The following is a 24,425-nucleotide window of genomic DNA, read 5'->3' as shown; positions in this document are numbered from 1 at the left end:
GATGACAACAAGTGGGGCACGGCGCCGGCGGTGGCGTACCCGCCAGGCTCCGGCCCCGGCGCCGCCGAGTTCGCGCTGGACTGCCTCGCCCGCTTCCTTCCCGGTCCCGCGGACGCGTGCCGAGACCACCGCATACCATGGGCGACTCGGCGTCCACCTGCGCTTTTCTGTCAGCAGCGATGTCTCGCTCTGCCCACGCCGGGAGTGCGGACCGAACGTGAGTATCTGAGGGGGGAACGTGCCCGACACACCGCAACGGACGGTGCCGCCGCGGCCGATGCAGATCTCGTCGTGGCAGCAGGCCGAGCTCAACGCGGCCCGCTGGATGCGGCACTGGGGGTACACCGATGCCACCGCGAGCCCTGGGGGCCCGGACTCGGGTATCGATGTCCGGGCCGGGCGCGCCCTCGGACAGGTCAAGTACCAGGCCGCCCAGGTCGGGCGCCCGGAGCTGCAGCGCTTCGTCGGTGCGCGCCCCAGCCGGTCGACCGCGCAGCTGATCTTCTTCACCGGCAGCGACTACACGACCACCGCCGTGGCCTACGCCAGGGAGCGGGACATCGCGCTCTTCACGTACCGCCTGGACGGCACGATGACGCCGGTCAACGACACCGCTCGTCGTATCCATCGAGCCACCCCGTCTCCCGCGCCCGCCACGGTCCCCCACCGCCCCGAAACAGCCGGGGCGCCCACGTTCTGGCGGCGGAACTGGGGTGTGGTCGTGGGCGTTTCCCTGATCCTGGCTCCGCTGGGGTCGATCGGGGACGAGAAGACCTACACCGGGCCGCTCGCCCTGGACATCGTGAAGTTCATCGGCATCCTTCTCGGATGCTGGTCGGTCGGCGCGCTCCTGCTGGCCGCGCGGTTCGGCGTCCGGCCCTCCCTTCGGGCCAGGCCCTTCCGGGTGGCCTTCGTACCCCGGCCGCGAACGGACCCGGCAGTCGGCGCGTTCGGGGCGCGTGTGCCGCGCCCCGCGCGCGAGCGGGTCGCGGCAGCCTCCGGGGCCTCGCGGGACGACCAGGTCGCCGAGGCCGCGCGGCTGCTCCGCTCCGGCAGCAAGCCGCACCACGTCGACCGGATCCTCAAGGACCGCGGTGTCGGCTTCCTGGACCGAGGCCACATCCTCAACGAAGCGAAGAAGCGCAACAGGGGTTCCTGAAGACCGCCGGCGAGGCGCGGCCGGTGTGCCGTACCGGTCGCGCCTCGCCGTATGAGATGTTCCGTCCGCGTTGTCTACGATCCGGTGGCGGCGCCCGTCTGCTCCTGCACGGCCGGAGCCTCGGCGGTTGAGGCGGTGAGCGGGCTTCTGCCCCTGCTGAGGGCGAGGTAGATCACTCCGGCGACGGCGACGCCGATGAACCAGGAGTACGGGCCCAGGTTGTCCCCGTATCCGGACGGGCCGTAGACGGGCAGGATGCTGGAGAACACCGAGCCCACCGCGGCGGCAACGAGCGCCCGGACGTTCCAGCCGCCCTGGAAGCGGAACTCCCCGTCCTCCTGGTAGAGCGCGGGCACGTTGAGCTGGGTCTTCCTGATGAGGTAGTAGTCGACGACGAGGACGCCGAAGAGCGGGCCCATCGTCGAGCCGATGGCGTTGACGAAGCTGGGGGCGTTGTCCCAGGGGTGCAGCGGGTAGAGCAGCAGGGCGATGACGGCGGCGATGAGGCCGCCGCGCCGGAAGGTCACGTACTTCGGTGCCACGTTGGCGAAGTCGAAGGCGGGGCTGACGAAGTTGGCGACGACATTGATGCCGAGCGTGGCGACGGCGAAGGTCAGGGCGGCGAGCAGGACGAGGGCCGCGCTGTCGAACTTGGCGGATATCTTGGCCGGTTCGAGGATGACCTCCCCGTACACCTTGCTGGCGGCGGCCGTGGTGATCGCCGCGACGAGGGAGAAGAGGATCAGGTTGACGGGCAGGCCCCAGACGTTGCCCTTCTTCAGGGTCTTCACGTCGGGGGTGAAGCGGGCGAAGTCACCGAAGTTGAGGAACAGGGCCGCGAAGTAGGTGACCCAGGTGGCGGCTATCGCGGCGATCGCTGCGAACGAGCCGGGGCTGACGTCGAGTCCGGTGGCGCCCTTGGCGAGCGCGCCCAGGTCCTTGGCCGGCATGTCGACCGAGAAGGACAGCGCGCCGGCCTTGACGGACAGTGCGATCGCCAGCACCAGCATCATCAGCCAGACCGCCGGTCCGGCGAAGTCCTGGAAGCGGCGTACCGTCTCCATGCCCTTGCTGATGATGAGCAGCTGAGCGGCCCAGACGCCGAGGTAGCACAGCACTTCGAGGCCGCTGTGGTCGAAGAGATGAGTGGTCTCGTGCAGGTGCCTGGGGCCGTCGTAGCGGACGAGGAAGGCGACGATGGCGCCGGCGGCGGCGCTGGTCTGGGCGCCGTACCAGAAGGTGGCGACCACGGCCCGGGCGAGCGCCGGGACGTTGGCGCCGAAGGTGCCGAACGAGGCGCGGGCGAGGACGGGATAGGGGACGCCGGTCTTGACGCCCGCCCTGCCCATGAGGGTCATCAGCCAGTAGATGACCAGCGAGCCCACGCCGATACCGATGAGGAACTTGAGGGTGTTGCCCGCGACGAGGAACAGACTGGCGGCCAGGAAGTAGCCGTACAGGCTGTGGACGTCCGAGGTCCAGACGTTGAAGATGCTGAAGGCGCCCCACTTGCGCTCGGTGGCCGGGGCGAGATCCTCGTTGTAGAGACGGGGGGAATACCCCGGCGGGGTGACAGTTCTGTCCGCGTCCGCGCTGTCCGTCGCCGTCATGTGGTGCTCCTTGGTGCTGGCTGCGACAACTGCCTCCGGCATCGCACCGGATGGTTGAGGCGTCAGACAACGGCCTGTGTATTGCGCCTGGATGCCCGACACGTAACGGACTCGTCAACGGAAAATACTTTCCAGTTCCGGCCCTGCCCGACCGACCACGTTCGGGACTGCCGGCCACCGGGCCGGGCGCACACATCCCGTCCGAACAGGCGCGCAAAAGGCATCGGCTGAGCACCGAGGACAAAAAAAATGACAGAGCCGCAGCACTGCTCGCCACCACAGCAACTACGAGCACCTCCGGTCGAGGGAGGTCCGAACTGGGGCGGGCCGTGATGGTGGCCGATTGCACGGGGCGGCCTTCCGGCGAGGGAAGGCCGCCCCGGCTCCTGGCTGCGGCGCGTCAGCCTTGGTGCGGTGCGCCGTGGACGGTGAGTTCGGTCGCGTCGAGGTATCTGCAACCCGAGGGGCTGGAGTCCTTCGCGCAGTCCACGCCGTTGTCGGCGGCCTGGTTGCCGAGCATCGTCAGGCGGACGTACTGGACGTTCTGCCCGCTGCCGTCCTTGAGGGTCACGGCGTTCTGCCGGCCGGTGTCGGCGGGCTTGAAGTGGCCCTCGGCCGCGGTGGTCCAGGTCGTGCTGTCGGACGAGGTGTCGATCCGGTAGTCGCCGAGGGACGCGGTGGTGTCGTCGCCGCAGCCCGCCGTCGGGTCGACGAGGAGCTCACCGATGTCGACCGGCTTCGGCAGCTTGACCGTGTTGTGGACCGGGTCGACCCCGGTGCCGTTGGTGCCGCCGTTGGCGTCCGAGCCCCACACCGCGGACGCCATGTCGATCAGGCCGTCGGGTCCGCACCCGTACTGGGTGTTGTCGGTGCCGGTGAAGTCGGCAATCTCGGCGCCGCCGGAGGAGGACGCCCAGTCGCGGCGCAACTGCCAGTCGGCGTCGGCGGAACCGGCCTTGACGGCGATGGTGCGGACCTTCGGCTCGTAGCCGTTGCCGCTCGCGTACACCTTCCGGTAGGTGCCCTCGGGGACGTCCTTGATGGAGTAGGTGCCGTCCGCCTTGGTCACGGCGGAGAAGTCGGCCCCGGGGAAGCCGGAGCTGTGGCCGCTGACGCTGACCGTGACCCCGCCCACCGGGGTTCCGGTCGAGTCGTCGGAGACCTTGCCGGAGAGCGTGACCCGCTTGGTGCCCGGGCCGGGCGGCAGGGAGAAGTCCTCATCGGGCTGGATGTCGTCGGCGGAGAGCGCCGCGGCGAAGTAGCCCATCCCCCGGTGCGCGAAGACCTTCCAGATGGTCTTGTGGGCCCGGCCGTGGTTGACCACGGTGTCGGCCTGGAGGATGGCGTTGCGCTGGTCGAGGAAGGTCGGGGCGGCGGGCGACAGTTCCATCGCCCGGGTCAGCAGCGATTCGGTGAGCTTGCTGCCGAGCTTGGCGCGCAGGTCCCAGAGGGTCTCGCTCCAGATCTCACCGTCGGCATGCACCTCGGGGCCGTCGTCCCGGATCTTTCCGTAGTCACCGTAGGTGTACCCGCCGGGGCCCGCCGTCTTCGTGCCCGGGCACTTGGCCGCCTTCGACCCCACCGGGCAGTCCAACGGCTGGCTGCGTGAGGGGAGTTCGTCCGTCCAGTGCGGCGGGTCGAGGGCCACATCGCCGTCGCTGCGCGGACCGTCCTTCAGCAGCTTCTGGTTGACCAGGAAGTCCAGCGCGTACCAGTCGCTCCATGCCTCGCCCATGGCCCCGCCCTGCTGGCCGGTGAGGGCCGAGACGCCGTCGGCGTCGACGACGAGGCGGTTGGACAGGCCGTGCGTGTACTCGTGGTAGACGGTGGCTGCGTCGTCGCCCCAGTTGCCCTGCAGGACGTTGTAGCCGGGGCCGGAGCCGGTCAGGTACATCTGCATCGTGGGCGGTTGGCCGTCCGGCGGGGTGCCCATGTTCGCGTTGTTCAGGTGGTTCTCGTCGGGCAGCCCGTTGTCGACCGCCGCGCCGTCGTCGGTCTGCGCCTGTACGGCGTCGCCGTCGCGTCCGTCGAAGTTGCCGGCCTTGCGGGTGAAGCCGATCGGGGCGGCTTCCAGGTGGTCGTGGAAGGTGCCGAGGTAGTAGTAGACCTGCGCGGCGTTCTGCTTGCGGTTGGTCTTCCAGGAGTTCGGCTTCTTCTGGTTCCAGGAGCAGGGCAGCGGAGCGCCGCAGCCCTGGCCGGTGAAGGGCTTGAACGGGAAGGCGAACGTCCCGCCCGCCGTCGGTGCGATCTCCTCTCCCTTGTCCACCTTGTTGTTGTCGTTGACGTCGCTGAAGGCGTGCGCGATACGGCCGTCGAGGGTCTTGGCGTTCTTGGGGAGCCAGCCCTTGGCGGTCAGGTTCCGGGTGGCCTGCTTGCCGCCTGCGGGAGCGCCCGGGTAGCGGTCCCAGACCAGCACCTTGCCGCTGGACGCGGGCGCGGTCGCGCCGTCGTACAGAGGCTGTCCGGCAATGGACGTCCCGGCCGGGGACGCGCTCAGATCGGAGGACAGGTTCTGCCGGTACAGGACCCGACCGCTCACGGCGTCGACGACGTGCAGCCACATACCGTGGCCGTCCGGCGAGGTGACCGTCTGCCAGGCGCGGCGAGCGGTGTCGCCGGGCACCGGATAGACGACCTGCTTGGCGGTGTCGGTGGGCGTGCTTCCGTCGGCCCTGGCGCCCGCGACGTCACGGACGGCGGTGTCCCGGGCCTGCGTTGCGGTGACCCGGGCGCGGGCCAGCGTCGACGGCAGCTTCGGCACCGGAGCGCCGAGCACGCTGATCAGCCGTCCGTCGCGGGAGACGTTCGCCTTGACGCCGTTGCCGAAGACCGGCACGCCGTCGACCGACTGAAGGAACGACAGGTGACGTATGCCGGCGACATCGGTGTACTGCTTGCGCAGCGTCAGCGCGTTGACCTGGGCGTCAGCCAGGCCGAAGACGTCTGGACGGGCTCGCAGATAGTCCCGGACGATGTTGTCAGGACTGTCGTCACTGGGGGGCGTCAGGTACCCGTCCAGCTTGGCCACCTGGCGTGCGGTGCCGGTGGCCGGGTCCAGCTCCAGTACGCCCTGGGTGCCGAGCTGGTTGCGCAACTTCCGTACACCAGGGCGCTGTTCGGCCTTGGTGAGCCGGGCGTCGCGGCGGATCAGGGTCTGCTGGGAGGGGATGGGCGGCGTCTGGGCCGCCGGGATGCCGGTGTCGGCAGGGGGTGTCGGGTCGTCCGAGGCCGCGTTCGCGGTACCGGGGAGGATGGCGACGGTCAGCGCAAGGCCGGCCGTCGCCGCGAATATGGTGGTGCGCGTTCTGCGCAGGGAGGCTCTCGCCATGTCACGCCTCGTGGGGGGTGAGGAGTCCAACGGCTGCACCAGACAGCCGAGTTGATCACTCCAGACCCTTTCATCTCTCCTGCCCGACGAGAAAGCCCGAAAGATCAAAATTTTCGCAGAAGGCTCACAGGTCGCGGTGGAGGTGCTGCAGGCTGTAGATCGTAATCTTCATCGGTGATCGGTGGCCTGTCGTTCGTAGTGGCGGGCCCCGGACCGGGTTTGATCGAGGGAGGAAGCTGTCCGCCGCATCGACCCAGGTATCGCTGTGCCGCGTCGGGTGATGCGCGACACGGCTGGATCGGCTTCCTGTGCCGGCGGTCCGTCGGGGACGGGCGCGACGGGGCCCGGACTGGCGGACCGTGACCACGTGGGCCATGGGCACACAGTCGGCGGGAGCCGGTGAGGGCGGATGTCGCAGTGCTGGTCAGCCTCCCGCGATTGCGGTGATCGCGTCCGCCAGGTCGCTGACCACGCGCTTACGGTGGGACTCGTTGGGTTCGAGCGGCAGGTCCAACTGCAGGCCCATGAACGCGGCGTCCAGCAACGCCACCGCGCGTGCCGCTCGCGCCCGGGCGCAGCCCGCAGCGATCAGATGGTCGGCGAGGGCTTCCACCCAGCGCCCGTTGGCCTCGCGGACAACCGATACGTAGGGCTCACGCCCGAGTAGCCCCAGGGCGGCGGCCTCGACGTACATCCGGTGGCAGTGGTCGGACTCGTCCGAGGTGCTGGCCCGCCACAGGTCGAGGACTGCTGCGCGCACGGTACGGGACCGTGGCAGCGCGCGGACGGCCTGGACCGACCGGTCGTTGGAGATCCGGAGCACGGTGGCGACGAGGTCGTCCTTGTCGGCGAAGTGGTAGAGCAGCATGCGGTCGCTGGTGCCGACTGCTGCGGCGAGGGGGCGCAGACTCAGGCCGATCAGGCCATGGTCGAGTGCGTAGTCGGTCGCCAGTGCGGCCAGTTCCTCACGTCGCGCGGTGTTTCGGACCATGGCGCCTCCTCGTCCCGTTGAGCCTGATTGTAGCGACTGCTACATTCGTAGCGGTCGCTACACATGATGCGCGTCATGGGTTTGGCCTGGGTGCTGGTGTCGCCGGCCATCGGTGTGCCGTGCCTTGAAGAGCACTGCCACCGGCCAGGTGCGCGGGGGTTCACGGTGATCATCGTCGGCATCGCGGCCCTGAACCAGTACAAGGCGCACCGAGACGGGCACGTGTCGAGACGGCACGCTTAGACTCCCGAGAGGAACCAGAACATGAGCATGAGCGAGGCGGAGCTGGGAGCATTCCTCACCCAGACCTTCCCCACCCCCCTTGGCGTCATCGCGACCTTGCGCCGTGACGGATCACCACACGCCATCCCGGTGTGGTTTCGATGGAACTCGGGCGTCGTGACGCTTTGGACGACCGACACACGCGTCTGGGTGCGCAATCTGCTGCGCGACCCGCGGGTCTCCTTCTCCGTCCAGACCTTCGATGCGCCTTACCCGGCAGTCATGATCCGCGGACGGGCGACCGTCGCGACCGCAGATGACGCTGCCACGGTGGAAGAGGCTCGGGCGATCACCCGCCGCTACGTCGCCCCCGAGGTCGTCGAGGGCTACGTTGCCCGCTGGTCGGACCTGCGCACCATCGTCACGATCGTCCCGGACCGTATCGTGTCCTGGTCGGCCGGAGGCTGAGGCATGGTGACGGTGGTCGCACGTCACAGCGTAGATCCCGCCCGCTGGCAGGCCACGTTCGAGGTCCTGATGGACCGCATTGCGGGGCGGTCGCCCGGGTGGAACCGCGGCGGCGGGCACGGGAGTTCGTACTCGGGCTCCTGTCGGACCTGCCACACAAGAACTGCTGGACGCTGGCCGAGCACGCCGGACACGCGACCCCGTACGCCCTGCAGCATCTCCTGTCGAGGGCGAAGTGGGATGCCGACGCGGTCCGTGACGACCTGCGCGGCTTCATCGTCAAGCACATGCACGACGAAGACGCGGTGTTGGTGGTCGATGAGACCGGGGACCTGAAGAAGGGCACGGCCACAGTGGGCGTGCAACGCCAGTACACCGGCACCGCCGGACGCATAGGGCCCCCATGTGCTACGCCGAGTTCGGCGACATCGTCCAGGCCATCGACGCCCTCGACGCCGACGTCATCAGCCTGGAGGCCGCCCGCTCGCACATGCAGGTCGCCCGCGAACTCGCCGCCCACGGCTACCCGCGCGAGGCGGGACCGGGCGTGTACGACATCCATTCCCCACGGGTGCCGAGCGCGCAGGAGGCCGCCGAGCTGCTGCGGACCGGGCTGAAGGCCATCCCCGCCGAACGGCTGTGCGTCAACCCCGACTGCGGCCTGAAGACCCGCGGCTGGCCCGAGACCCGCGCCTCGCTCGCCCCTCGCCCCTCTGGAGACGGGCATGGCCGCCGGGGTTGTCACCGGTGCCGGTCCACCGTCCGCAGGTAGGTGCCGAGCCGGGCGATGGCGGACGGGTTCCGGGGGCTTTCGACCAGGTCGACGTAGTCGAGGACGAAGATCCTCTTGTGCTTGACCGCGGAGACGTCACGCAGCGGGGCGTACGACAGCAGGAACTTCCGCTTCTGCTCGGCGCTGACGTCGCCGTAGTCGCAGATGACGATGACGTCCGGGTTCCGTTCGACGACGGACTCCCAGCCGACGGTGGTCCAGGAGTCGTCGACGTCGTGCATGACGTTGTGTCCGCCGGCCTTGGTGATGATCTCGTCGGGGGCGGCGTAGCGGCCGGAGGTGAAGGGCTGGTCCTGGCCGCTGTCGTAGAGGAAGACCTTGGGCCGGTGGGCCGGGGCCTGGGCCGCGGTGGCGGCGACCTGCTTCTTGAAGTCGGCGATCAGCGCGGCCGCACGCTTCTCGACGCCGAAGAGCTTGCCGAGGTTGGTGAGGTCGGCGTACAGGGCGTCGAGGGGCGGCATGATGCCGCGGGAGGTCTTGGTGCGGCCGTTGCGGCAGGACTCGGTGAGGATGTACGTGGGGATGCCGAGCTTCTTCAGAGCTTCCGGGGTGAAGCCGCTGTCGTCCCGGAAGCCGTAGTTCCAGCCGGCGAAGACGAGGTCGGCGCGGGCGTCGAGGACGTTCTCCTTGGTGAGCTGGTCCTTGGAGAGCCACTTGACCTTGTCGTAGCCGTCCTTCCAGGGCACGTCGGTCAGGTCGCCCTTGTCGTCGGGCATGGCGAACCCGGCCATGCGGTTCTCCAGGCCGAGCGCGAACATCAGCTCGGTGATGCCGACGTCGTTGGTGACGACGCGCTTCGGGACCTTGTCGTACGTCACCTTCTTGCCGCAGTTGGTGAGGGTGACGGCGGGGGTCTTCGGGTCGGCGGACGACTCGACGTTCGCGCCGCAGCCGGTGGCGGTGACGGTGGCTGCGAGGCAGAGGGCGGCGGCGAGCAACTTGCGCATGGGGGTCCTTACTCGGCGGGGTGAAGCAGGTCGAACAGGAGCTGGACGGCGCCCGTCTCGGGGTGGCGCACCGGATGTGCGCGCACCCCGAACACGTCGGCGAGCAGGGCGGGGCGCAGTACGTCGTGGGGCGGCCCGGAGGCCACGATCCGGCCGCCGGCGATGACGTGGAGCAGGTCGCAGTGCGCGGCGGCCAGGTTCAGGTCGTGGAGGGCGGCGAGCACGGTCAGCCCGCTGCCGCGGACCAGCGACAGCACGTCCAACTGGTGGGCGATGTCGAGGTGGTTGGTGGGTTCGTCGAGGACCAGCACCTTGGGCTGCTGGGCGAGCGCGCGGGCGATGAGGACGCGCTGCTTCTCTCCGCCGGACAGGGCGAGGAAGCCGCGGTCGGCGAGGTGTGTGACGCCGGTGCGTTCCATGGCCCCCGCGCAGACGGCGCGGTCCTCGGCGGCCGTGCGGTTGCGGTGCGGCAGGCGTCCCATCGCCACCACTTCGGCGACGGTGAAGTCGAACTCGGCGGACGACTCCTGCGGCAGTGCCGCCAACTGCCGGGCCACCGCCCTGGGTTCCATGGCATGCAGGTCGTCCCCGTCGAGGCGTACGGCTCCCCCGGCCGGGCGCAGTGCCCGGTACACGCAGCGCAGCAGCGTCGACTTGCCGCTACCGTTCGGGCCGACGAGACCGACGAACGCCCCGCTGTCCACGGCGAGTCGCACGTCCTCGACCAGCCGGAGGCCGGCGGCCTCGACCGTCACGTCGTCGATGTCGAGCCTCATTGTCAGCGGCCTCCGAACGCGTAGCCGCCACGCCGCATGAGCAGCAGGAAGGCGGGGACTCCGACCACCGCGGTGATCACTCCGACCGGCAGTTCGGCGGGCGCGAGCAGGAGCCGGGACAGCACGTCCGCCCACACCAGCAGGACGGCCCCGACAAGGGGCGCCACCGTGAGCACGCGCCGGTGGTCGGCTCCGACCAGCATGCGTACGACGTGCGGCACCATCAGCCCGACGAAGCCGATGGCACCGCTGACCGCGACCACGGTCCCGGTCACGGCGGCGGTGACGAGGAACAACTCCCGGCGCAGCCGGGCGGGTTGCACCCCGAGCGCCGCGGAGGCCTCGTCGCCCATGGCGAGCGCGTTGAGCGTCTCGGCCCGCCACCGCAGCCACGCCCATCCGACGGCCACCGTCACGGCGGCGAGCGGCACTTGCGCCCAGGTCGCCCCGCCCAGGCTGCCCAGCAGCCACATCATCGCCGAGCGGGCCGCCTCACCTCGGGCCGCCCCGAACACCATCACCGTGGTGACCGCCTCGAAGCCGTACGCCAGAGCCGTCCCGGTCAGGATCAGCCGCAGCGGAGTGAGCCCGTGCGGCGACCGCGCCACGGCGTACACGAGGGCCATGGCCGCGAGCGCCGAGGCGAACGCCGACACCGACAGCGCCCACACGCCCAGCCCGGCGAACGCCCCCAGCAGGATGACCGCGTTGGCGCCGACCGCAGCGCCCGAGGAGATGCCCAGCACGAAGGGATCGGCGAGGGCGTTGCGGACCATGGCCTGCACGGCGACCCCGACGGCCGCGAGACCGGCACCGACGATCGCGCCCAGCACCACGCGCGGCAGCCGGATCTCCCAGACGATGGTGTAGGCGGCTGCGTCACCGGCATGGACGGTCCCACCGCTCAGCCCGGCCCACAGGAACCGGAACACGTCCGGCCAGCCGATGCCGGCGGCTCCCAGTCCGACACCGCACACGAGCGACACGACAAGCAGCAGCCCGAGCCCAACAGCCAAGGGCAGTACGGGCATTCGGCTGGAGGGGGGCACGATCGGGGCCGTCCTTCGCCTCGGGCCGCCTGAGAAAACTCACGCAAGGAGACAGCCCGTACGACGCCTTGGCCGCGCGGTCCCCTCTCGCAGTCCACGGCGAGCAGTCAACGGGTCGCGCCACCCACAGGCGATCGGGCTCACGCGAACGACCACAAGTCGCCGCGCACACCGTTGCGGGTCAGCGCCGGACTCTCACCGGACTTCCCCCGCGGGAGGCGTCCGGAGCCTAACAGAGGAAGATCAACGGCAACGCTCTAAGCCTGGCCTCAGGTTGATCGGAGACAATGAGCGGCAAAAACATCGACTGGGAGGGGGCGGGCCGGCGTGCGGATCATGATCGCGGATGATGAAGCGGCCATCCGTGACTCACTGGAGCGGGTGCTCCAGGTCGAGGGCTACGACACCAGCACCGTCGCCAACGGTCTCGCCGTGCTCGACGGGATCGGTGGGGACGACGGCGACACGCTGGATCTGCTGATCCTCGACGTGATGATGCCCCGCCTCGGCGGGTTGGAGACCTGCCGGCGGTTGCGGGCCGCGGGTCGGGATCTGCCGGTGCTGATGCTGACCGCCCGTGACCAGGTCTCCGACCGGGTCACGGGGCTGGACGCGGGCGCCGACGACTACCTGCCCAAGCCGTTCGCCACCGAGGAGTTGCTGGCCCGGGTGCGGGCCCTGCTGCGCCGGCGCACGCCGACCGACGAGGAGTCGCAGATCCTGTCGTTCGCCGACGTCCGGCTCGATCCCGACAGGTTCGAGGCGTGGCGGGGCGATCGGCCGCTGCGCCTGACCCGGACCGAGTTCTCCCTCCTGCAGGTCCTCATGAGCAACGCGACCCGGGTCCTGACCCGAGACGCGCTGTTCGAGGCGATCTGGGGCTTCGACATGAGCGCCACCGCCAACAACCTCCAGGTGTACGTGAGTTACCTGCGCCGCAAGCTGGAGGCCGAGGGCGAGCCGCGATTGATCTACACGCTGCGCGGCCTGGGGTACGTGCTGCGGGAGACTCCTCCGTGAGCAGGCCCGCCGGCCGGGAACCGCGGCGGCTGACCCGATGGTGGCGCCGGCGGTCCCTGCGGGCCAGGCTGACGGTGATCGCGGCGACGGCCATCGCGCTCAGCGTGTTCGTGGCCTTCCAAGTGGCCAGTCAACTACTGGGCTGGGAGCTGCAGGACACCGCCAAGGATCAGCTGCGCGCCGACTCCCGCGTCCTGGCGACGAACGCGCAGCGCGCCGGTCTGGCGCAGCTCCAGCTACCGCCGTATCCCGGATCCGGTCGGCTGGTGCGGGTCATCCTGCCCGACGGCAAGACCCGGACGCCGGCCGGCCAACCCGCCCTGCCCCCCGTCAGCGAGAGCGCCGAGCGCGTGGCGCAGGGCGCGTCGGCCGACCTGATGGAGTCGAACGACAGCGACGAGGACGGCTACCTCATCTACACCCTGCGGGCGGGCGACGGCGCGGTCCAGGTGGCCCACGTCGCCGACGACAGCCCGATCAACCAGTTCGGGTTCGGCATGCTGCTGATCGGGCTGCTCTGCGTGGCCGGCGGCACCCTCGTCGGGCGGACCGTGGCACGGACCGGGCTGGCGCCGATCGACCGGCTGACCGCCGCCGCGGTACGTGTCGCACACACCCGGGATCTCGACGCCGACATCCCGGACGAGGGCGGTGGGGAGATACGGCGGCTGATCCGGTCGATCAACGACATGCTCGCCGCGCTCCGGGACTCCCGGCGGGCCCAGCGGCTGCTCGCCGAGGACGCCGCCCACGAGCTCAAGACCCCGCTCACCAGCCTCCGCCTCAACGTCGAGCTGCTGATCCGGCTCGATCGACGCGGCACCCTGGACAGCGCGCTGCCGGCGGAGAGCCGGACCCGGCTGCTCAACGATCTCGGCGCCCAGGTGGCCGAGTTGAGCACCCTCGTCGCCGAGCTGACCGACCTGGCGCGCGGTGACGTCAGCGACGAGAACACCGAACTGCTCGACCTCGCCGACGTGGTGGCGGCCGCCGCGACCCGGGCACGTTCCCGCACGCCCGACGTCGAGGTCGCGCTTGACGTGACCTCCGTGTGGGTGAGCGGGCGTCCCGCCGCGCTTGAGCGGGCGGTACTCAACCTCATCGACAACGCCGGCAAGTGGTCCCCCGCGGACCAGCCGGTCCGGGTCCGGCTCCGGGCCGAGGACGCGTCGGCGGTGCTGGAGGTCGACGACGCCGGGCCCGGCATCGACGACGCCGACGTACCGCGGGTGTTCGACCGGTTCTACCGTGCCGACAGCGCCCGGGCGTTGCCGGGATCCGGTCTGGGCCTGTCGATCGTGCAGCGGGTCGTCGACGCCCACGGCGGCCGGGCCGGCGTCGCCCGCTCCGCACGCGGTGGCGCGCTGCTTCGGGTCGAGCTTCCGGCCGCAGCCCCGCCCGCCCCGATCGCGCGGCTCACCGCCGGGGAGGACGCTGCGGCGTCCTGACCTGCCCCGGCGAGTGGCGCAGCACCAAAGTTCCCAAGGACGTCGGCCGTTGGGCCCATGAAAAAAGGCCGGGACGGGCCTGGGGCCCGTCCCGGATCTCGTCCGTGCCGCCGCGCTCACCGTTGCAGCGCGGGCTCCTCGTCGTCGACGAGCGGCCGGCGACCGTCCGGCAGCTCGGCCGCTGGACCCGACAGCCGGCTCGGCCACCACATCCGCCGGCCGATCAGCAAGGTCAGGGCGGGCACCAGAACCGACCGCACCAGCAGGGCGTCGAGCAGCACGCCGAAGGCGACCAGGAACCCGACCTCGACCAGCATCACCAGCGGAAGTGTGGCGAGGACCGCGAACGTGGCCGCCAGGACCAGGCCTGCCGAGGTGATGACGCCACCGGTGGCCGAGAGCGCTTTGAGCATGCCCTTTCGGGTGCCGAGACGCGCGGTCTCCTCCCGGGCCCGGCTGGCCAGGAAGATGTTGTAGTCGACGCCGAGCGCCACCAGGAACAGGAACGCCAGCAGCGGCACCGAGGAGTCGACACCCTTGAACCCGAGGATCGTGTCGAAGACGAACACGCTGCCGCCGAAGGCCGCGGCGAACGAGACGATCACCGTGGCCATCAGGACCAGCGGGGCCACGATCGCCCGCAGCAGCAGCCCGAGGATGATCAGGACGACGGCGAGCACCAGCGGGATCACCAGCTTCTCGTCGCGTTCGGTGGTGACCTCGGTGTCGAGGTTCTCCGCACTCGGCCCGCCGACGATCGCCTCCGCCCCGCGCACCGCGTGCACGGCGGTGCGCACCCGCTTGATCGTGTCGTACTCCGCGGCGGTGTCCGGCGCGTCCTTCGGGAACACGGAGATGTTGGCCCAGCCACCGCTGGTCTGCTCCGGGACGGCCAGGGCCACACCGCGAGTGTCCTTGACGACGTCGAGCACCCGTTCCTGGTACGCCGGTCGCGCGAAGACCGTCATCGGCTGGCCGCCGAGTTCCGGGAAGTGCTGGCGCAGAACGGTGAAGCCGGTGACCGACTCCGGCGCGGACAGGAACTGGTCCTGCTCCCGAAGGGCGCCGGTGTTGCCCGCCAGCCCGAGGGCGAACACCCCGAGGACTCCGAGCGAGCCGAGTGTCGCCACCCACCGGCGGCGGCTGATGACGGCGCCGAGCCGTCCCCACAGCCCCGGCTTCTCCTCCGTGGCCGTGCTGAACCGCGGGACGGCCGGCCAGAAGATCCGCCTGCCGAGCACCACGAGCACCGCCGGGAACAGCGTCAGCATGGCCACCAGCGCGCACAGGATGCCGGCCGCGCCGATCGGGCCCAACCCGCTGGTGCTGTTCAGGTCCGCGACGAGCAGGCAGAGCAGCCCTGCGACCACGGTGGCCGCGGACGCGACGATGGCCGGTGCCGCGCCGCGCAGCGCGTGGACCATCGCGACCCGGACGTTCTCATGGTGGTGCAGTGCCTCCCGATATCGAGCGATGAGCAACAGCGCGTAGTCCGTGCCGACGCCGAACACCAGGATCGTCAGCAGCGCCGAGTTCTGGTCGTTGACCACGATGCCGAAGCCCTTGACGAGCAGGTAGACGGTCGCCATCGCGGTCAGTGCGGCCGCGCCCACGGCCAGCAGCGGGATCATCCACAACACCGGGCTGCGGTAGGTGAGGATGAGCAGGAGCGTGACGACGACGATGGTGGTGAGGAGGACCTGCACGTCGATGCCGTCGAAGACGGCGTCCATGTCGCCGTCGATCGCGCCCGGGCCGGTCACGTCGAGTTCCAGGCCTGCGGGACGGTCCTTCGCGGCGTCACGCAACGGGCCGACGATTGCCTCCGGTGCGCCGTAGGCCGTGCTCACCTCGAGGGTGAACATCATCGCCTCGCGGTCGCTGGAGGGCCTCAGCGGCGAGCCCTCGTCGTCCTCGCCGACCGTCGGCGTCGCCTTCGGCGGGTACCGCTTGGCGAGAGTGTCGTACTGGCGCTCGACCGTCGCGCGGTCGGCGTCGGTCATGCCGCCGGCGCGGTGGTACACGAAGACGAACGTGTTGCTGTCCCCGCCGGGCAGACGGTCGTCCAGCACCGCCACCTTGGTGGACTCGGCACTGGCCGGCAGGGTGTCCACGGCGCTGTCGGTGGTGACCGAGCTCAGCTTTCCGCTCAGCGGCACCATGCCCGCCGCCAGCACCAGCCACAAGCCGATCACCAACCACGGCACCCACCGGCCCGCCAACCGACCCGCCGGCGCTCCCCCGGACGGCGCTGCGTCGACTGCCATCACTGGCCTCCTCCATACGAGTTGCATCGCTTATCTGGATGCCGACTTCCTACGGAGCGAACCTGAGACGACTGTTAATGCGGTGCTCAGACCGCTTGCCCGAACCATGTGTTCATCGCACGCACCAACGTGGTGGAGGGGTGTCCTGAGCGGAAATGCCCCTCCACTGTTATGCGGTGGTGGGTGTGCGTGTCCAGGTGCCGCCGGACACGATCGTCGCGGCGAGCAGCTGCGGCGGCATGCTCGGCCAGGAACGCGAACACGCTCCCGGCCGGGATCAGGGCGCGGCACGTCTCCCAGACATCCGGCCCGACCAGCTCACCAGGCCTAGCCCAGGGAGCAGCTCGACTTCTCAGCCGGGGACGACCCGCATCCTTCGGACGGGATGGCAAGGATGAGCCGGTAGATCCCGAATGCCAGCGCCCCCAGGATCACCGCGGAGACGACGAGGTGCGCCGCGCGTGTCCATCGTGCCTGCCAGTGATTGTGAGCCAGGAGGAGGAAGAGGGCGGCGAGCAGCCAGACGAACAGACCGACAGCGCTGATGATGACGATCCCCACTATGTGCACCAGTGGAGGATGCCCCTGGCAAACATGATCACCCGCTCCGACGCCCGGGCCTGCGGCCTTCGGCATCGGTCCACGGAGGCGTCATGAAGCTCGGCAAGGCGCTCGCCACCGGAGTCACGGAAGAGCGGTCGCGGAACAACGAGGAAGAACTCGAACTCCGCCGACTGATCAATAGCGCCCCTCGTCGGGCCTGGTCGGCAGTGCTCACCGACCAGGCCCGACGTCAACACCGCGGTCCTACCGCCGTAGACCCTGCCCCTCTCCCCTACCTCGTGCGCACCGGCGCGCGACCGTCGAGAGCCGAGTCGACATGTCCCTTCAGTGCTACGCCTATCGGGACAGGGCGCCCTCCAACAGTTCGGCGACCTGTGCGTAGAACACTGCCGGGTCGCCGGCGAGGGCGGACTTCACCATCGCCGTCCAGTCGTCGACGACGACCTCGATCGACCCGGCGGCCAGGCCGTCGAGCGAGCGGCGCGTCACCTCGCGCGGATCGACCTTGGGCCCGTCGTACCCGGCCGACATGTCCGTGTCGGCGGCGCCGAGGAGGACGCCTTGGACGAGCGTGCCCTGCGCGGCGAGCTCGAGACGGACGCCGTTGGTCATGTTCCACTCCGCGGCCTTGGCGGCGGAGTACGCACCGGAGCCCGGGACGGCGAACCACGACAGCGCAGACAGAACGTTCACGACGGCACCTCCCCCATGGGCGGCGAGGATCGGACTGAACTCCCGGATCACGTCGAGCGTGCCCCAGAAGTGCGTGTCCATCTCACGACGGATCTCGGCGAGTTCGCCCGTGACGAGGCCGGCACCGGTCGTGATGCCGGCATTGTTGACGAGCAGACTGACGTCCCTCGCGGCGTCCGCCGCCGCGACGACGGACTGGTGATCGAGCAGGTCGAGCCGCAACGGCACCACTCGGGAATCGTCGAAGTCGAGCGTCTCGGGACGACGCGCGGTCGCGTACACCTTGCTCGCCCCGCGTTCGAGCAGTTCGAGGACGAAGTGACGGCCGATGCCGCGGTTGGCTCCGGTGACGAGGGCGATCTGGTCGGTGACGTTCATGGGTTTCCAGCTTCTTGTATAGGCCTCTTGATCGGCCGGGCCGCGCCCGACACCTCGCTACGCTAGAAGTTGACGTTGGCGTCAAGGTCAAGCCCAAGGCCCGCCCAGAGGGAGGACGCAGATGCGGATCGGTGAGCTCGCGCATCGAGCCGGAGTCAGCACCAGAGCACTGCGGTACTACGAGGAGCAGGGGCTGCTGACCTCCGAACGCACCGCCAGCGGTCAGCGCATCTACGCCGAGGCGGCTGTTGAGCGGGTCCGGCTGATCCAACTGCTGTTCACCGCCGGCCTGCCCAGCCGGACCATCGTGCGGCTGATGCCCCACATCGAGGCCGGGCACGCCACACCCGAGTCCTTCGAACTGCTGGAAGCCGAACGCGACCGCATCACCGCCGCCATGACGGACCTCGCCGCCGCCCGTGACGCGCTGGACCGCATGATCGACATCGCGCATCACCCGACCCCCGAACACTGCCCCGCCCTCCGGGAACCCGCCTGGGCGCCGTACGATGCGGCGGGCGCGGACGCGATCAGCCCGGACGAGGCCGCCGCCGTCACCGTCTGACCACTCGGCGGTGTTTGTCCCGGGACCCGGCTCGATCAGCTCCGAAGCGATAGATCGAGGACTTTTGTTCGCCGCCTTCGGCGACAGCAATCACGTGTGAGGGGCGAGCTGTTCGCGCACCCATCCGGGACCGGGGTTGGTGTGTGGCCGTCCTGCCACGACAACGGTCGGCACGGTCTCGTTGCCGTCGTTGGCTGCCCTCACCGCTGCGGCTCCTGCCGGGTCGCGCCAGATGTCGACCCAGTGCAACTGGCGGGCGCTGGAGCCCAGCCGGATGCGCAGTCGGATGCAGTACTTGCAGCCCGGCCGCCAGAAGACGACCGGCCGGCCGTCGACCGCGCTACGGCGTTGTGCCTCCCGGGCGCCGATCGACTTCGGGAAGACCAGGGGTGAGTTCACGCCGGCGAGCGCCAGGAACGCCAGCAGGAGTCCTGCGGCCGTGCCGGGGCTCCCCTTGAAGATCAGGCCGGTTGCGAGGGCTGAGCCGCTGAACACGAACAGCATCGGCAGGATCCAAGCGCGCGTCATGGTGATGCAGGCTACCGACTCCGCGTGATCGCCGAAACGCTCATGAACACCGTCCATGGCCAGAACCTGCCGGAGCCACTCGCCGGTCACTTGGCGCAGGCCCTGCGAGAACACGGCAACCCGCCCCTCTGACCCGTGCCTTAGAGGCCCTAACAGAAGCTGTAGATCATGTGACTTTCGGTGTGGGCGCTCGTTGGTTTGATCGTGGGAAAGCGAGAGTCTCGGCCGTGGATCGTCTCGGATGAACTGTGGTCGCTCATCGAGCCGTTGCTGCCTGAGCCGGGACCGAAGCTGGTCGAGGGCAGGCCGCGGATACCGGACCGGCAGGCCTTGTGCGGGATCCTGTTCGTGCTGCATACCGGCATCCAGTGGGAGTACCTGCCCCAGGAGCTGGGCTTCGGCTCGGGGATGACGTGCTGGCGGCGTCTGGCCGCATGGAACGAAGCCGGTGTGTGGGACGAACTGCACTTGGTGCTGCTGAAGAAGCTGCGTGCGGCGAAGAAGCTGGACTGGTCGCGGGCGGTGATCGACTCCTCCCATGTGCGGGCCGCTCGGCGGGGCCCAAAAGCGGGCCCAGCCCGGTCGACCGCGCACGGCCGGGCAGCAAGCACCACGTCCTCACCGACGCCCAGGGCATCCCGCTCGCGGTGTCGCTGACCGGCGGCAACCGCAACGACGTCACCCAACTCCTGCCCCTGCTCGACAAGATCCCCGCCGTCGCCGGGGTTGTCGGCCGGCCCCGCCACCGGCCAGACGCGCTGCTCGCCGACCGCGGCTACGACCACGACAAGTACCGGCGCCTGCTGTGGCAGCGCGGCATCCGCCCTGTCATCGCAGAACGAGGCCAGCCCCACGGCTCTGGCCTGGGCGTCTACCGGTACGTCGTCGAGAGAACGATCGCCTGGCTGCACGGCTTCCGCCGCCTGCGGATCCGCTGGGAGCGACGCGACGACATCCACGAAGCCTTCCTCGGCCTCGCCACCTGCCTCATCACCCACAGACACGTCCAACGCCTTTGTTAGGACCTCTTACCCACCCGGGCCTACCGGCTCTCTTCGCCCTGGGCGACCTCGACCTCGTGATGAAAGGCCACCACACCGGTGGTTGCCGCCGCGGCGGGCAGGATCGCGCAGACGGTGAGGAGCAGGGCGATCCATCGCCTGGTGTTCGAGCGGCCGTGGTCAGGGGTGAGGAGAGCGGCGACCCGCTGGGGAACGGGGCCCGTGGTCGCGGCGGCGGCGAAGTCCGGACGGGTGGAGCGTTGAGCGTCCCCCGCGAGCGCGGCGCGGGCGATGGCCCGTGCCAGGAGGCGGCGGTCGCCGACGGCTGCGGCAGCGCTCTCGTCGGCGGCACGTTCCGCGGCGAGCCGGATGGTGTCACGCGTGACGTGGAGCGCGGGGTGGCAGTGGGCGGCGAGTTCGGCGCCTGCCAGGAAATAGTGGTGGCCGCCCGCGTTGTGGGCCCGCTCGTGCGCGAACAGGGCCTCTCGTTCGGCGGGGCCCAGGCTGCGCAGCATCCCGGTGGTGACGACGATCCGGTGGGGCCTGCCGGGCAGGGCGTACGCGTCCGGGTGCGGGGAGTCGACGACGCACAGGTCGCCCGCGGCGGGGCGGCGGTCGGCCTCCGTGCGAGCGGTGCGGAAGGCCCGGATCTGACGTACGGCTGAGCGTGCGAGGGTCCAGGCGCCGAGGGTGAGCGCGCCGGTGGCGAGGGCGGCGGCCGGCAGGACGATCAGGTCCGAGGGGGTGCGCAGCGGGTGGATGAGCTCGCCCAGTTGCGCGAAGAGGGAGAGCTTGAGCAGTCCGATCAGGACGAGGGCGCCGAGGGCGGCCACGCATGCGCCGGCGCACGCCAGAACGCAGGCGGTCAGCGCGCGCAGGGCGGTGACCGGGTCGAGGCGTACGAGGGCACGCCGGGCCAGTGCCGGCAAGGTGAAGGGCAGCAGGAGCGGAATCAGAAGCAGGGCGATCACTGCTCGTCGGCCTCCAGCAGTTGGCGCAGCAGCTCCCCGTCGTCCGGGCTGAGCCGGGCGACGAACCGGGCGAGGACTGTCTCGCGGTCGGCGTCCCGGTCGAGCTCGGTGTGCATGCGCTGGGCGGTCAGTCCGGGGGCGTCCTGCACCGGGACGTAGGCGTAGCCGCGCCCTTGTCGCTCCCGGGCGACGACACCTTTGTCGTGGAGGCGGGACAGGATGGTCGTCACCGTCGTACGGGCGAGGCCGGAGGACAGCTCGGCCTGGACCTGCGCCGGGGTGAGCGGTGCGCCGGCGGCCCACAGGGCGGCCATCACGGCTGCTTCGAGCTCGCCGGCCGGCCGGCGTTCGTCCTTCGGCTCGGTCATAGGAACCATCCTCACCCCGTTATCGTCTACAGTTGAGTAGACCGTCTACACGATTGTAGTCAGTGGTGGGGGTGCTTGGGACGCGCCCGCTCCGACAGGCCGAAGGGGTCGCGACGATGTCCACACCCGTCCACCTATCGTCGCAGCTCGCTGTCAACGTGCTCGATGCCCATTCTCTGCTGGCCGCCTTCGGAGTGCTGGGGGTCGGGGCAGTGCTGTTCGCCGAGACGGGACTGCTGATCGGCTTCTTCCTGCCGGGCGACTCACTGCTGTTCACGGCGGGCCTGCTGTGCACGGGCTCCACCGACCACAGTGTGCACCTGTCCCTCGGCCCGTTGCTGGTCGCAGCCGCGGCCGGTGCGCTGGTCGGGGCGCAGTGCGGGTACCTGCTCGGCCGGAAGGCGGGCGGAGCCGTGTTGGCCCGCAGCCGCTCACAGCGCCTGCACGAGGGTGCGAAGCGCGCCGAGGAACTGCTGGAGCGGTACGGGTACGCGAAGGCCATCGTGCTGGCCCGCTTCGTACCGGTGGTGCGGACCGTGCTCAATCCGATGGCGGGCGCACTGGAGGTGCCGGTGCGGACGTTCACGCTGTGGCAGGTCGTCGGCGGGCTCGTGTGGAGCGTCGGCCTCACACTCGCGGGGTACGCGCTGGGCTCGTCGATCCCGAACATCGACCGTTACCTGCTCCCGCTCGTGGCGCTGATCGTCGTCGTATCGCTGATCCCGGTTCTTGCCGAGGTACGCAGGTCGCGTCGGAGCGCCGGTTCCAAGGCGGAAAGCAGGTGATCATGGCCTTCGACGGGCAGTCGATCGACGGCGCCGCCTACCTGGACGTGGTGCGTACGGCCGGGCATGCGCCGGGCTGGCTGGACGGCGCGGTGTCGTTCTGGTCGACGTACGGGCTCGTCGTGTTCGCTGTCCTGGCAGGCGCCGGCTGGTGGTTCGCGCGCCGGGCCGGGGGCGCGGCAGTGGTGACGGCGCTGGCAGTCCCGGTTGTCGTAGTAGTGGCGTACGGCGTGGATGCCGTGGTGAAGCTGCTGGTGAGCGAGGAGCGGCCGTGCCAGAGCCTGCACGTGAAGACCTTGGAGGCGTGTCCTGCGCCCGGGGACTGGTCCTTCCCCAGTAACCATGCGGCGATCGCGGCCGCCGCCGCGGTGGCCCTGCTCTTCGTCTCACGCCGGCTGGGGGTGGCCGCGTCCGTGGCCGCTGTGGCGATGGCGGCCTCCCGGGTGTGGGTCGGCGTGCACTATCCGCACGATGTCGTGGCCGGAGTACTGGTCGGCGGGCTCGTCGCACTCCTGTCGATGACCGCGGCACGGCGGTGGTCCCCGGCCCTGGGCGGGTGGATCCGCTCCGGCCGCCTGCGCCTGCGCCTGCTGGTGACGACCTCATGAACCGGCACGACACTGCCGACCTGGCGGGCACCGTCGGTCTCGGTGCCTTCATGGCCTTCGGCCTTCTCGCCTGGGTCGTGATCGGCCAGAACGGCGCTCCCCTGTGGCCGGACGACAGCTTGCTGGTCTGGTCGCTCGGCCATCGCCCGGACGTGGCGACGGCGCTGGCCCGCGGGGTGACCGCCACCGGCAGCGGCGCCGTCCCGTATGCCCTCGCGGCGCTGGCCGGCCTGGTCGCAGGGCACACCGCGCGGCAGCGCATGGGTGCCGCCGCGCTGAGCCTTGCCTGCATCGGCTGCGGACAGGCGATGCGCTACGGGGTGATGACACTCCTCCAGCGGCCGCGTCCGCCGCACGCCGACTGGGCGGCGTCCGCGGGCGGCTGGGCCTTCCCCTCCGGGCACACCACCACAGCGGCGCTCACCGCCGGGCTGCTGATCGTCGCCCTCTCCATGCGCGCCCGGCGCGGCGCCACCCCACTCCGGGTCGTCATCGGGTGCTGGGGCGTGCTGGTGGGCCTGTCCCGCGTCTATCTCGGCGTGCACTGGTTCAGCGACGTCATCGGCGGCTGGCTGTTCGCCACCGGCTGGCTCGGAGTGTGCCTGTACGGGATGGCCCGATGGCTTCCCGCATCATTCACCTCGGGCCCACCTTCTACGGCCGACGATCCGGCGGAGGACCATGCACCACAAGATCCTTGCCGGCCCGATGGGCAGGAGCGCAGCGTACGGCTGAGCGGGCAGCCCCGCCTGGATGCCCAGGGACGGCTGATCGTGACCTTCCCCGGCGCGGGGCCACCCCCGACCAGGCCACACGACTGACGACACACGGAAGGTGTCGGGGCGTACGGCGAGGGGACTTGGGTGGACAGGCCGGGTTCGGCGGCGTTCCCCAGGGGGCCGGCTCGGCCAAGGCCCCTCCAGTTCAGCCAGGAGCTGGAGGAGCCGTTCCCACCACGCGGTCAGGACAGGATGCCCTCTTCGCAGACACGGCGGGCGACCTCACGGAGTTTGATGTTGTTCTCCTGGGAGTAGCGGCGCAGCACCGCGAAGGCTTCATCCTCGGTGAGGCGGTGGGCGCCCATCACGATCCCCATGGCCTCGCCGATGATGTGGCGTGTGGCGACGGCCTGTTCCATCTGGGCGTGCGTGCGGGCGCTGGAGAAGGCGACCGCGGCGTGGGAGGCGAGCAGCCACCCGGCGGTCTCGCTGTCGGAGTCGAAGGCGCCGGGCTTGCGCGAGTACAGGTTCAGCGCGCCGAGATCCTCTTCGTCGGTGAACAGCAAAAAGCCCATCATGCTGCCCACCCCCAGTGCCTGGGCGCGGGGAGCGTAAGCGGGCCAGCGCCGGTGCTCGGTGGTGAGATCAGCGATGCGGAAGACCCGGTCGCCCTGCGAAGTGCGGACGGCATCAAAGCAGGGCCCCTCACCCACCTGCTGCTGCAGGGCGTCGCTTTCGACGACAAAAGGATCGGTGGGTGCGAGGGATTCCACCCGCGTGCCGTGCAGGACGAGGATGCCGGCCGCGTCACAGCCCTCGACCAGCTCCGTGGCCGAGGCCGTGATCCGCTCCAGCGTCGAGGTCACCGAGTCCTGCGCCAGCAGCTCCCTCGCCATCGACGCCATCTGCAGCGCGAACCGTGCCCAGTCCACTACCCCTCCATCGCTCGTCCGGCCTGGACAAGCCTCATACCCAGCGTTGCACGCGCCCTCCACCCTAAACAGGGAGCTGCTCCGCGCGGCGTACGCAAAACGGCTGTCCCACTCCCGAACAAAACTGCGTCGCCGCCGGTAGTCGCTGCGTCGGGCCGTTGCCTGGTGACGTCTGCGCCAGTGAGACCAGTGCAGCAGCCTGACCGGATACAGAGGCGGGTGGGGCGAAGACGGC

General features: G+C 70.2%; 21 protein-coding genes and 3 pseudogenes. 11 read left to right on the top strand and 13 right to left on the bottom strand.

Annotated elements, in window-relative coordinates; translation table 11 throughout:
- Positions 1–238 precede the first annotated feature (238 nt).
- Positions 239–1,159: a restriction endonuclease gene (locus tag CRP56_RS47820; RefSeq protein ID WP_257041698.1), complete on the top strand. Its 921-nt coding sequence runs from the start codon at positions 239–241 to the stop codon at positions 1,157–1,159.
- Positions 1,160–1,233: 74 nt separating this feature from the next.
- Here CRP56_RS47820 and CRP56_RS41425 read toward each other — a convergent pair whose 3' ends face one another.
- From CRP56_RS41425 to CRP56_RS41415, 3 genes are all read right to left on the bottom strand, one after another.
- A complete protein-coding gene (locus tag CRP56_RS41425) occupies positions 1,234–2,769 on the bottom strand; it encodes an NCS1 family nucleobase:cation symporter-1 (RefSeq protein WP_097273079.1) in 1,536 nt (511 codons plus the stop codon).
- Between the two features lie 400 nt (positions 2,770–3,169).
- Positions 3,170–6,097 carry a M36 family metallopeptidase gene (locus CRP56_RS41420; protein WP_097273077.1) on the bottom strand — a complete coding sequence of 976 codons (2,928 nt, stop codon included), beginning with the start codon at positions 6,095–6,097 and terminating at the stop codon, positions 3,170–3,172.
- Positions 6,098–6,521: 424 nt separating this feature from the next.
- Complete coding sequence (locus CRP56_RS41415) at positions 6,522–7,088, bottom strand: TetR/AcrR family transcriptional regulator (RefSeq protein ID WP_097273075.1); 567 nt, start codon at positions 7,086–7,088, stop codon at positions 6,522–6,524.
- Between the two features lie 264 nt (positions 7,089–7,352).
- On the opposite strand from CRP56_RS41415, the gene CRP56_RS41405 reads away from it, so the two are divergent.
- From CRP56_RS41405 to CRP56_RS41395, 3 genes and pseudogenes are all read left to right on the top strand, one after another.
- Positions 7,353–7,778: a TIGR03618 family F420-dependent PPOX class oxidoreductase gene (locus CRP56_RS41405; protein ID WP_097273071.1), complete on the top strand. Its 426-nt coding sequence runs from the start codon at positions 7,353–7,355 to the stop codon at positions 7,776–7,778.
- 69 nt (positions 7,779–7,847) lie between these two features.
- A pseudogene (locus CRP56_RS41400) lies at positions 7,848–8,263 on the top strand (transposase); the annotation flags it as partial.
- Positions 8,182–8,550 (top strand): annotated as a pseudogene (locus CRP56_RS41395) (hypothetical protein); the annotation flags it as partial. The pseudogenes CRP56_RS41400 and CRP56_RS41395, both read left to right, overlap by 82 nt.
- Here the strand turns inward: CRP56_RS41395 and CRP56_RS41390 are convergent.
- The 3 genes from CRP56_RS41390 to CRP56_RS41380 are packed head-to-tail and all read right to left on the bottom strand — an operon-like array spanning position 8,520 to position 11,325.
- On the bottom strand, positions 8,520–9,518 hold the full coding sequence (locus CRP56_RS41390; RefSeq protein WP_097273068.1) for an ABC transporter substrate-binding protein: 999 nt from the start codon (positions 9,516–9,518) through the stop codon (positions 8,520–8,522). The pseudogene CRP56_RS41395 and the gene CRP56_RS41390 sit on opposite strands and share 31 nt — an antisense overlap.
- An 8-nt stretch (positions 9,519–9,526) precedes the next feature.
- Positions 9,527–10,294, bottom strand: coding sequence for an ABC transporter ATP-binding protein (locus CRP56_RS41385; RefSeq protein ID WP_097273066.1), 768 nt, complete (start codon positions 10,292–10,294; stop codon positions 9,527–9,529).
- Positions 10,295–10,296: 2 nt separating this feature from the next.
- A complete protein-coding gene (locus CRP56_RS41380) occupies positions 10,297–11,325 on the bottom strand; it encodes a FecCD family ABC transporter permease (RefSeq protein ID WP_097273064.1) in 1,029 nt (342 codons plus the stop codon).
- Between the two features lie 345 nt (positions 11,326–11,670).
- On the opposite strand from CRP56_RS41380, the gene CRP56_RS41375 reads away from it, so the two are divergent.
- Both CRP56_RS41375 and CRP56_RS41370 read left to right on the top strand, forming a co-directional pair.
- Positions 11,671–12,363: a response regulator transcription factor gene (locus tag CRP56_RS41375; protein ID WP_097273062.1), complete on the top strand. Its 693-nt coding sequence runs from the start codon at positions 11,671–11,673 to the stop codon at positions 12,361–12,363.
- Positions 12,360–13,811 (top strand): HAMP domain-containing sensor histidine kinase, encoded by a 1,452-nt coding sequence (locus CRP56_RS41370; RefSeq protein ID WP_097273060.1) that lies wholly within the window; start codon positions 12,360–12,362, stop codon positions 13,809–13,811. The genes CRP56_RS41375 and CRP56_RS41370 overlap by 4 nt, the downstream gene beginning before the upstream one ends.
- A 116-nt stretch (positions 13,812–13,927) precedes the next feature.
- On the opposite strand, the gene CRP56_RS41365 is transcribed toward CRP56_RS41370, so the two are convergent.
- The 3 genes from CRP56_RS41365 to CRP56_RS41355 all read right to left on the bottom strand — a co-directional run bounded on the left by CRP56_RS41365 (position 13,928) and on the right by CRP56_RS41355 (position 17,713).
- Positions 13,928–16,078: an MMPL family transporter gene (locus tag CRP56_RS41365; protein ID WP_097273059.1), complete on the bottom strand. Its 2,151-nt coding sequence runs from the start codon at positions 16,076–16,078 to the stop codon at positions 13,928–13,930.
- A 327-nt stretch (positions 16,079–16,405) separates the two neighbouring features.
- Complete coding sequence (locus CRP56_RS47815) at positions 16,406–16,639, bottom strand: hypothetical protein (RefSeq protein WP_179851247.1); 234 nt, start codon at positions 16,637–16,639, stop codon at positions 16,406–16,408.
- A gap of 339 nt (positions 16,640–16,978) precedes the next feature.
- Entirely contained in the window at positions 16,979–17,713 is a 735-nt protein-coding gene (locus tag CRP56_RS41355; RefSeq protein ID WP_097273055.1) for an SDR family oxidoreductase, read from the bottom strand.
- Positions 17,714–17,834: 121 nt separating this feature from the next.
- Here CRP56_RS41355 and CRP56_RS41350 point away from each other — a divergent pair, with 121 nt between their 5' ends.
- Positions 17,835–18,278, top strand: coding sequence for a MerR family transcriptional regulator (locus CRP56_RS41350; protein WP_097273053.1), 444 nt, complete (start codon positions 17,835–17,837; stop codon positions 18,276–18,278).
- 90 nt (positions 18,279–18,368) lie between these two features.
- Here the strand turns inward: CRP56_RS41350 and CRP56_RS41345 are convergent, their stop codons facing one another.
- Positions 18,369–18,806: a glutaredoxin domain-containing protein gene (locus CRP56_RS41345; RefSeq protein WP_097275014.1), complete on the bottom strand. Its 438-nt coding sequence runs from the start codon at positions 18,804–18,806 to the stop codon at positions 18,369–18,371.
- Positions 18,807–18,986: 180 nt separating this feature from the next.
- Between CRP56_RS41345 and CRP56_RS41340 the strand changes: the two are divergent.
- A pseudogene (locus tag CRP56_RS41340) lies at positions 18,987–19,828 on the top strand (IS5 family transposase).
- Between the two features lie 20 nt (positions 19,829–19,848).
- Here CRP56_RS41340 and CRP56_RS41335 read toward each other — a convergent pair.
- Both CRP56_RS41335 and CRP56_RS41330 read right to left on the bottom strand, forming a co-directional pair.
- The gene (locus CRP56_RS41335) at positions 19,849–20,778 is read right to left on the bottom strand and encodes a M48 family metalloprotease (protein ID WP_097273050.1); all 930 of its coding nucleotides are present in this window, start codon (positions 20,776–20,778) and stop codon (positions 19,849–19,851) included.
- Entirely contained in the window at positions 20,775–21,146 is a 372-nt protein-coding gene (locus CRP56_RS41330; protein ID WP_179851246.1) for a BlaI/MecI/CopY family transcriptional regulator, read from the bottom strand. The genes CRP56_RS41335 and CRP56_RS41330 overlap by 4 nt, the downstream gene beginning before the upstream one ends.
- 116 nt (positions 21,147–21,262) lie before the next feature.
- On the opposite strand from CRP56_RS41330, the gene CRP56_RS41325 reads away from it, so the two are divergent.
- From CRP56_RS41325 to CRP56_RS41315, 3 genes are read left to right on the top strand one after another with little or no spacing between them, the layout of a single operon-like run.
- The gene (locus tag CRP56_RS41325; RefSeq protein ID WP_097273046.1) at positions 21,263–21,931 is read left to right on the top strand and encodes a DedA family protein; all 669 of its coding nucleotides are present in this window, start codon (positions 21,263–21,265) and stop codon (positions 21,929–21,931) included.
- The gene (locus tag CRP56_RS41320; RefSeq protein WP_097273044.1) at positions 21,928–22,539 is read left to right on the top strand and encodes a phosphatase PAP2 family protein; all 612 of its coding nucleotides are present in this window, start codon (positions 21,928–21,930) and stop codon (positions 22,537–22,539) included. Before CRP56_RS41325 ends, CRP56_RS41320 begins: the two co-directional genes overlap by 4 nt.
- The gene (locus tag CRP56_RS41315) at positions 22,536–23,360 is read left to right on the top strand and encodes a phosphatase PAP2 family protein (protein WP_097273041.1); all 825 of its coding nucleotides are present in this window, start codon (positions 22,536–22,538) and stop codon (positions 23,358–23,360) included. The genes CRP56_RS41320 and CRP56_RS41315 overlap by 4 nt, the downstream gene beginning before the upstream one ends.
- A 140-nt stretch (positions 23,361–23,500) precedes the next feature.
- On the opposite strand, the gene CRP56_RS41310 is transcribed toward CRP56_RS41315, so the two are convergent.
- Positions 23,501–24,190: a GAF and ANTAR domain-containing protein gene (locus CRP56_RS41310; RefSeq protein ID WP_257041689.1), complete on the bottom strand. Its 690-nt coding sequence runs from the start codon at positions 24,188–24,190 to the stop codon at positions 23,501–23,503.
- Between the last annotated feature and the right edge of the window lie 235 nt (positions 24,191–24,425).

Origin of the sequence: Streptomyces sp. TLI_55, assembly GCF_900206255.1 — a bacterium.
GTDB classification, from domain to species: Bacteria; Actinomycetota; Actinomycetes; order Streptomycetales; family Streptomycetaceae; genus Streptomyces; species Streptomyces aquilus.
This window is presented reverse-complemented; position numbering and strand designations above follow the sequence as displayed.

Excerpts from the sequence above, each read along its gene's own strand:
- CRP56_RS41420 (WP_097273077.1), bottom strand. The coding sequence starts at position 6,097 with ATGGCGAGAGCCTCCCTGCGCAGAACGCGCACCACCATATTCGCGGCG.
- CRP56_RS41345 (WP_097275014.1), bottom strand. The coding sequence starts at position 18,806 with ATGACGCGCGCTTGGATCCTGCCGATGCTGTTCGTGTTCAGCGGCTCA.
- CRP56_RS41355 (WP_097273055.1), bottom strand. The coding sequence starts at position 17,713 with ATGAACGTCACCGACCAGATCGCCCTCGTCACCGGAGCCAACCGCGGC.
- CRP56_RS41350 (WP_097273053.1), top strand. The coding sequence starts at position 17,835 with ATGCGGATCGGTGAGCTCGCGCATCGAGCCGGAGTCAGCACCAGAGCA.
- CRP56_RS41380 (WP_097273064.1), bottom strand. The coding sequence starts at position 11,325 with ATGCCCGTACTGCCCTTGGCTGTTGGGCTCGGGCTGCTGCTTGTCGTG.
- CRP56_RS41390 (WP_097273068.1), bottom strand. The coding sequence starts at position 9,518 with ATGCGCAAGTTGCTCGCCGCCGCCCTCTGCCTCGCAGCCACCGTCACC.
- CRP56_RS41365 (WP_097273059.1), bottom strand. The coding sequence starts at position 16,078 with ATGGCAGTCGACGCAGCGCCGTCCGGGGGAGCGCCGGCGGGTCGGTTG.
- CRP56_RS41315 (WP_097273041.1), top strand. The coding sequence starts at position 22,536 with ATGAACCGGCACGACACTGCCGACCTGGCGGGCACCGTCGGTCTCGGT.
- CRP56_RS41425 (WP_097273079.1), bottom strand. The coding sequence starts at position 2,769 with ATGACGGCGACGGACAGCGCGGACGCGGACAGAACTGTCACCCCGCCG.
- CRP56_RS41405 (WP_097273071.1), top strand. The coding sequence starts at position 7,353 with ATGAGCATGAGCGAGGCGGAGCTGGGAGCATTCCTCACCCAGACCTTC.
- CRP56_RS41385 (WP_097273066.1), bottom strand. The coding sequence starts at position 10,294 with ATGAGGCTCGACATCGACGACGTGACGGTCGAGGCCGCCGGCCTCCGG.
- CRP56_RS41415 (WP_097273075.1), bottom strand. The coding sequence starts at position 7,088 with ATGGTCCGAAACACCGCGCGACGTGAGGAACTGGCCGCACTGGCGACC.
- CRP56_RS41325 (WP_097273046.1), top strand. The coding sequence starts at position 21,263 with ATGTCCACACCCGTCCACCTATCGTCGCAGCTCGCTGTCAACGTGCTC.
- CRP56_RS41330 (WP_179851246.1), bottom strand. The coding sequence starts at position 21,146 with ATGACCGAGCCGAAGGACGAACGCCGGCCGGCCGGCGAGCTCGAAGCA.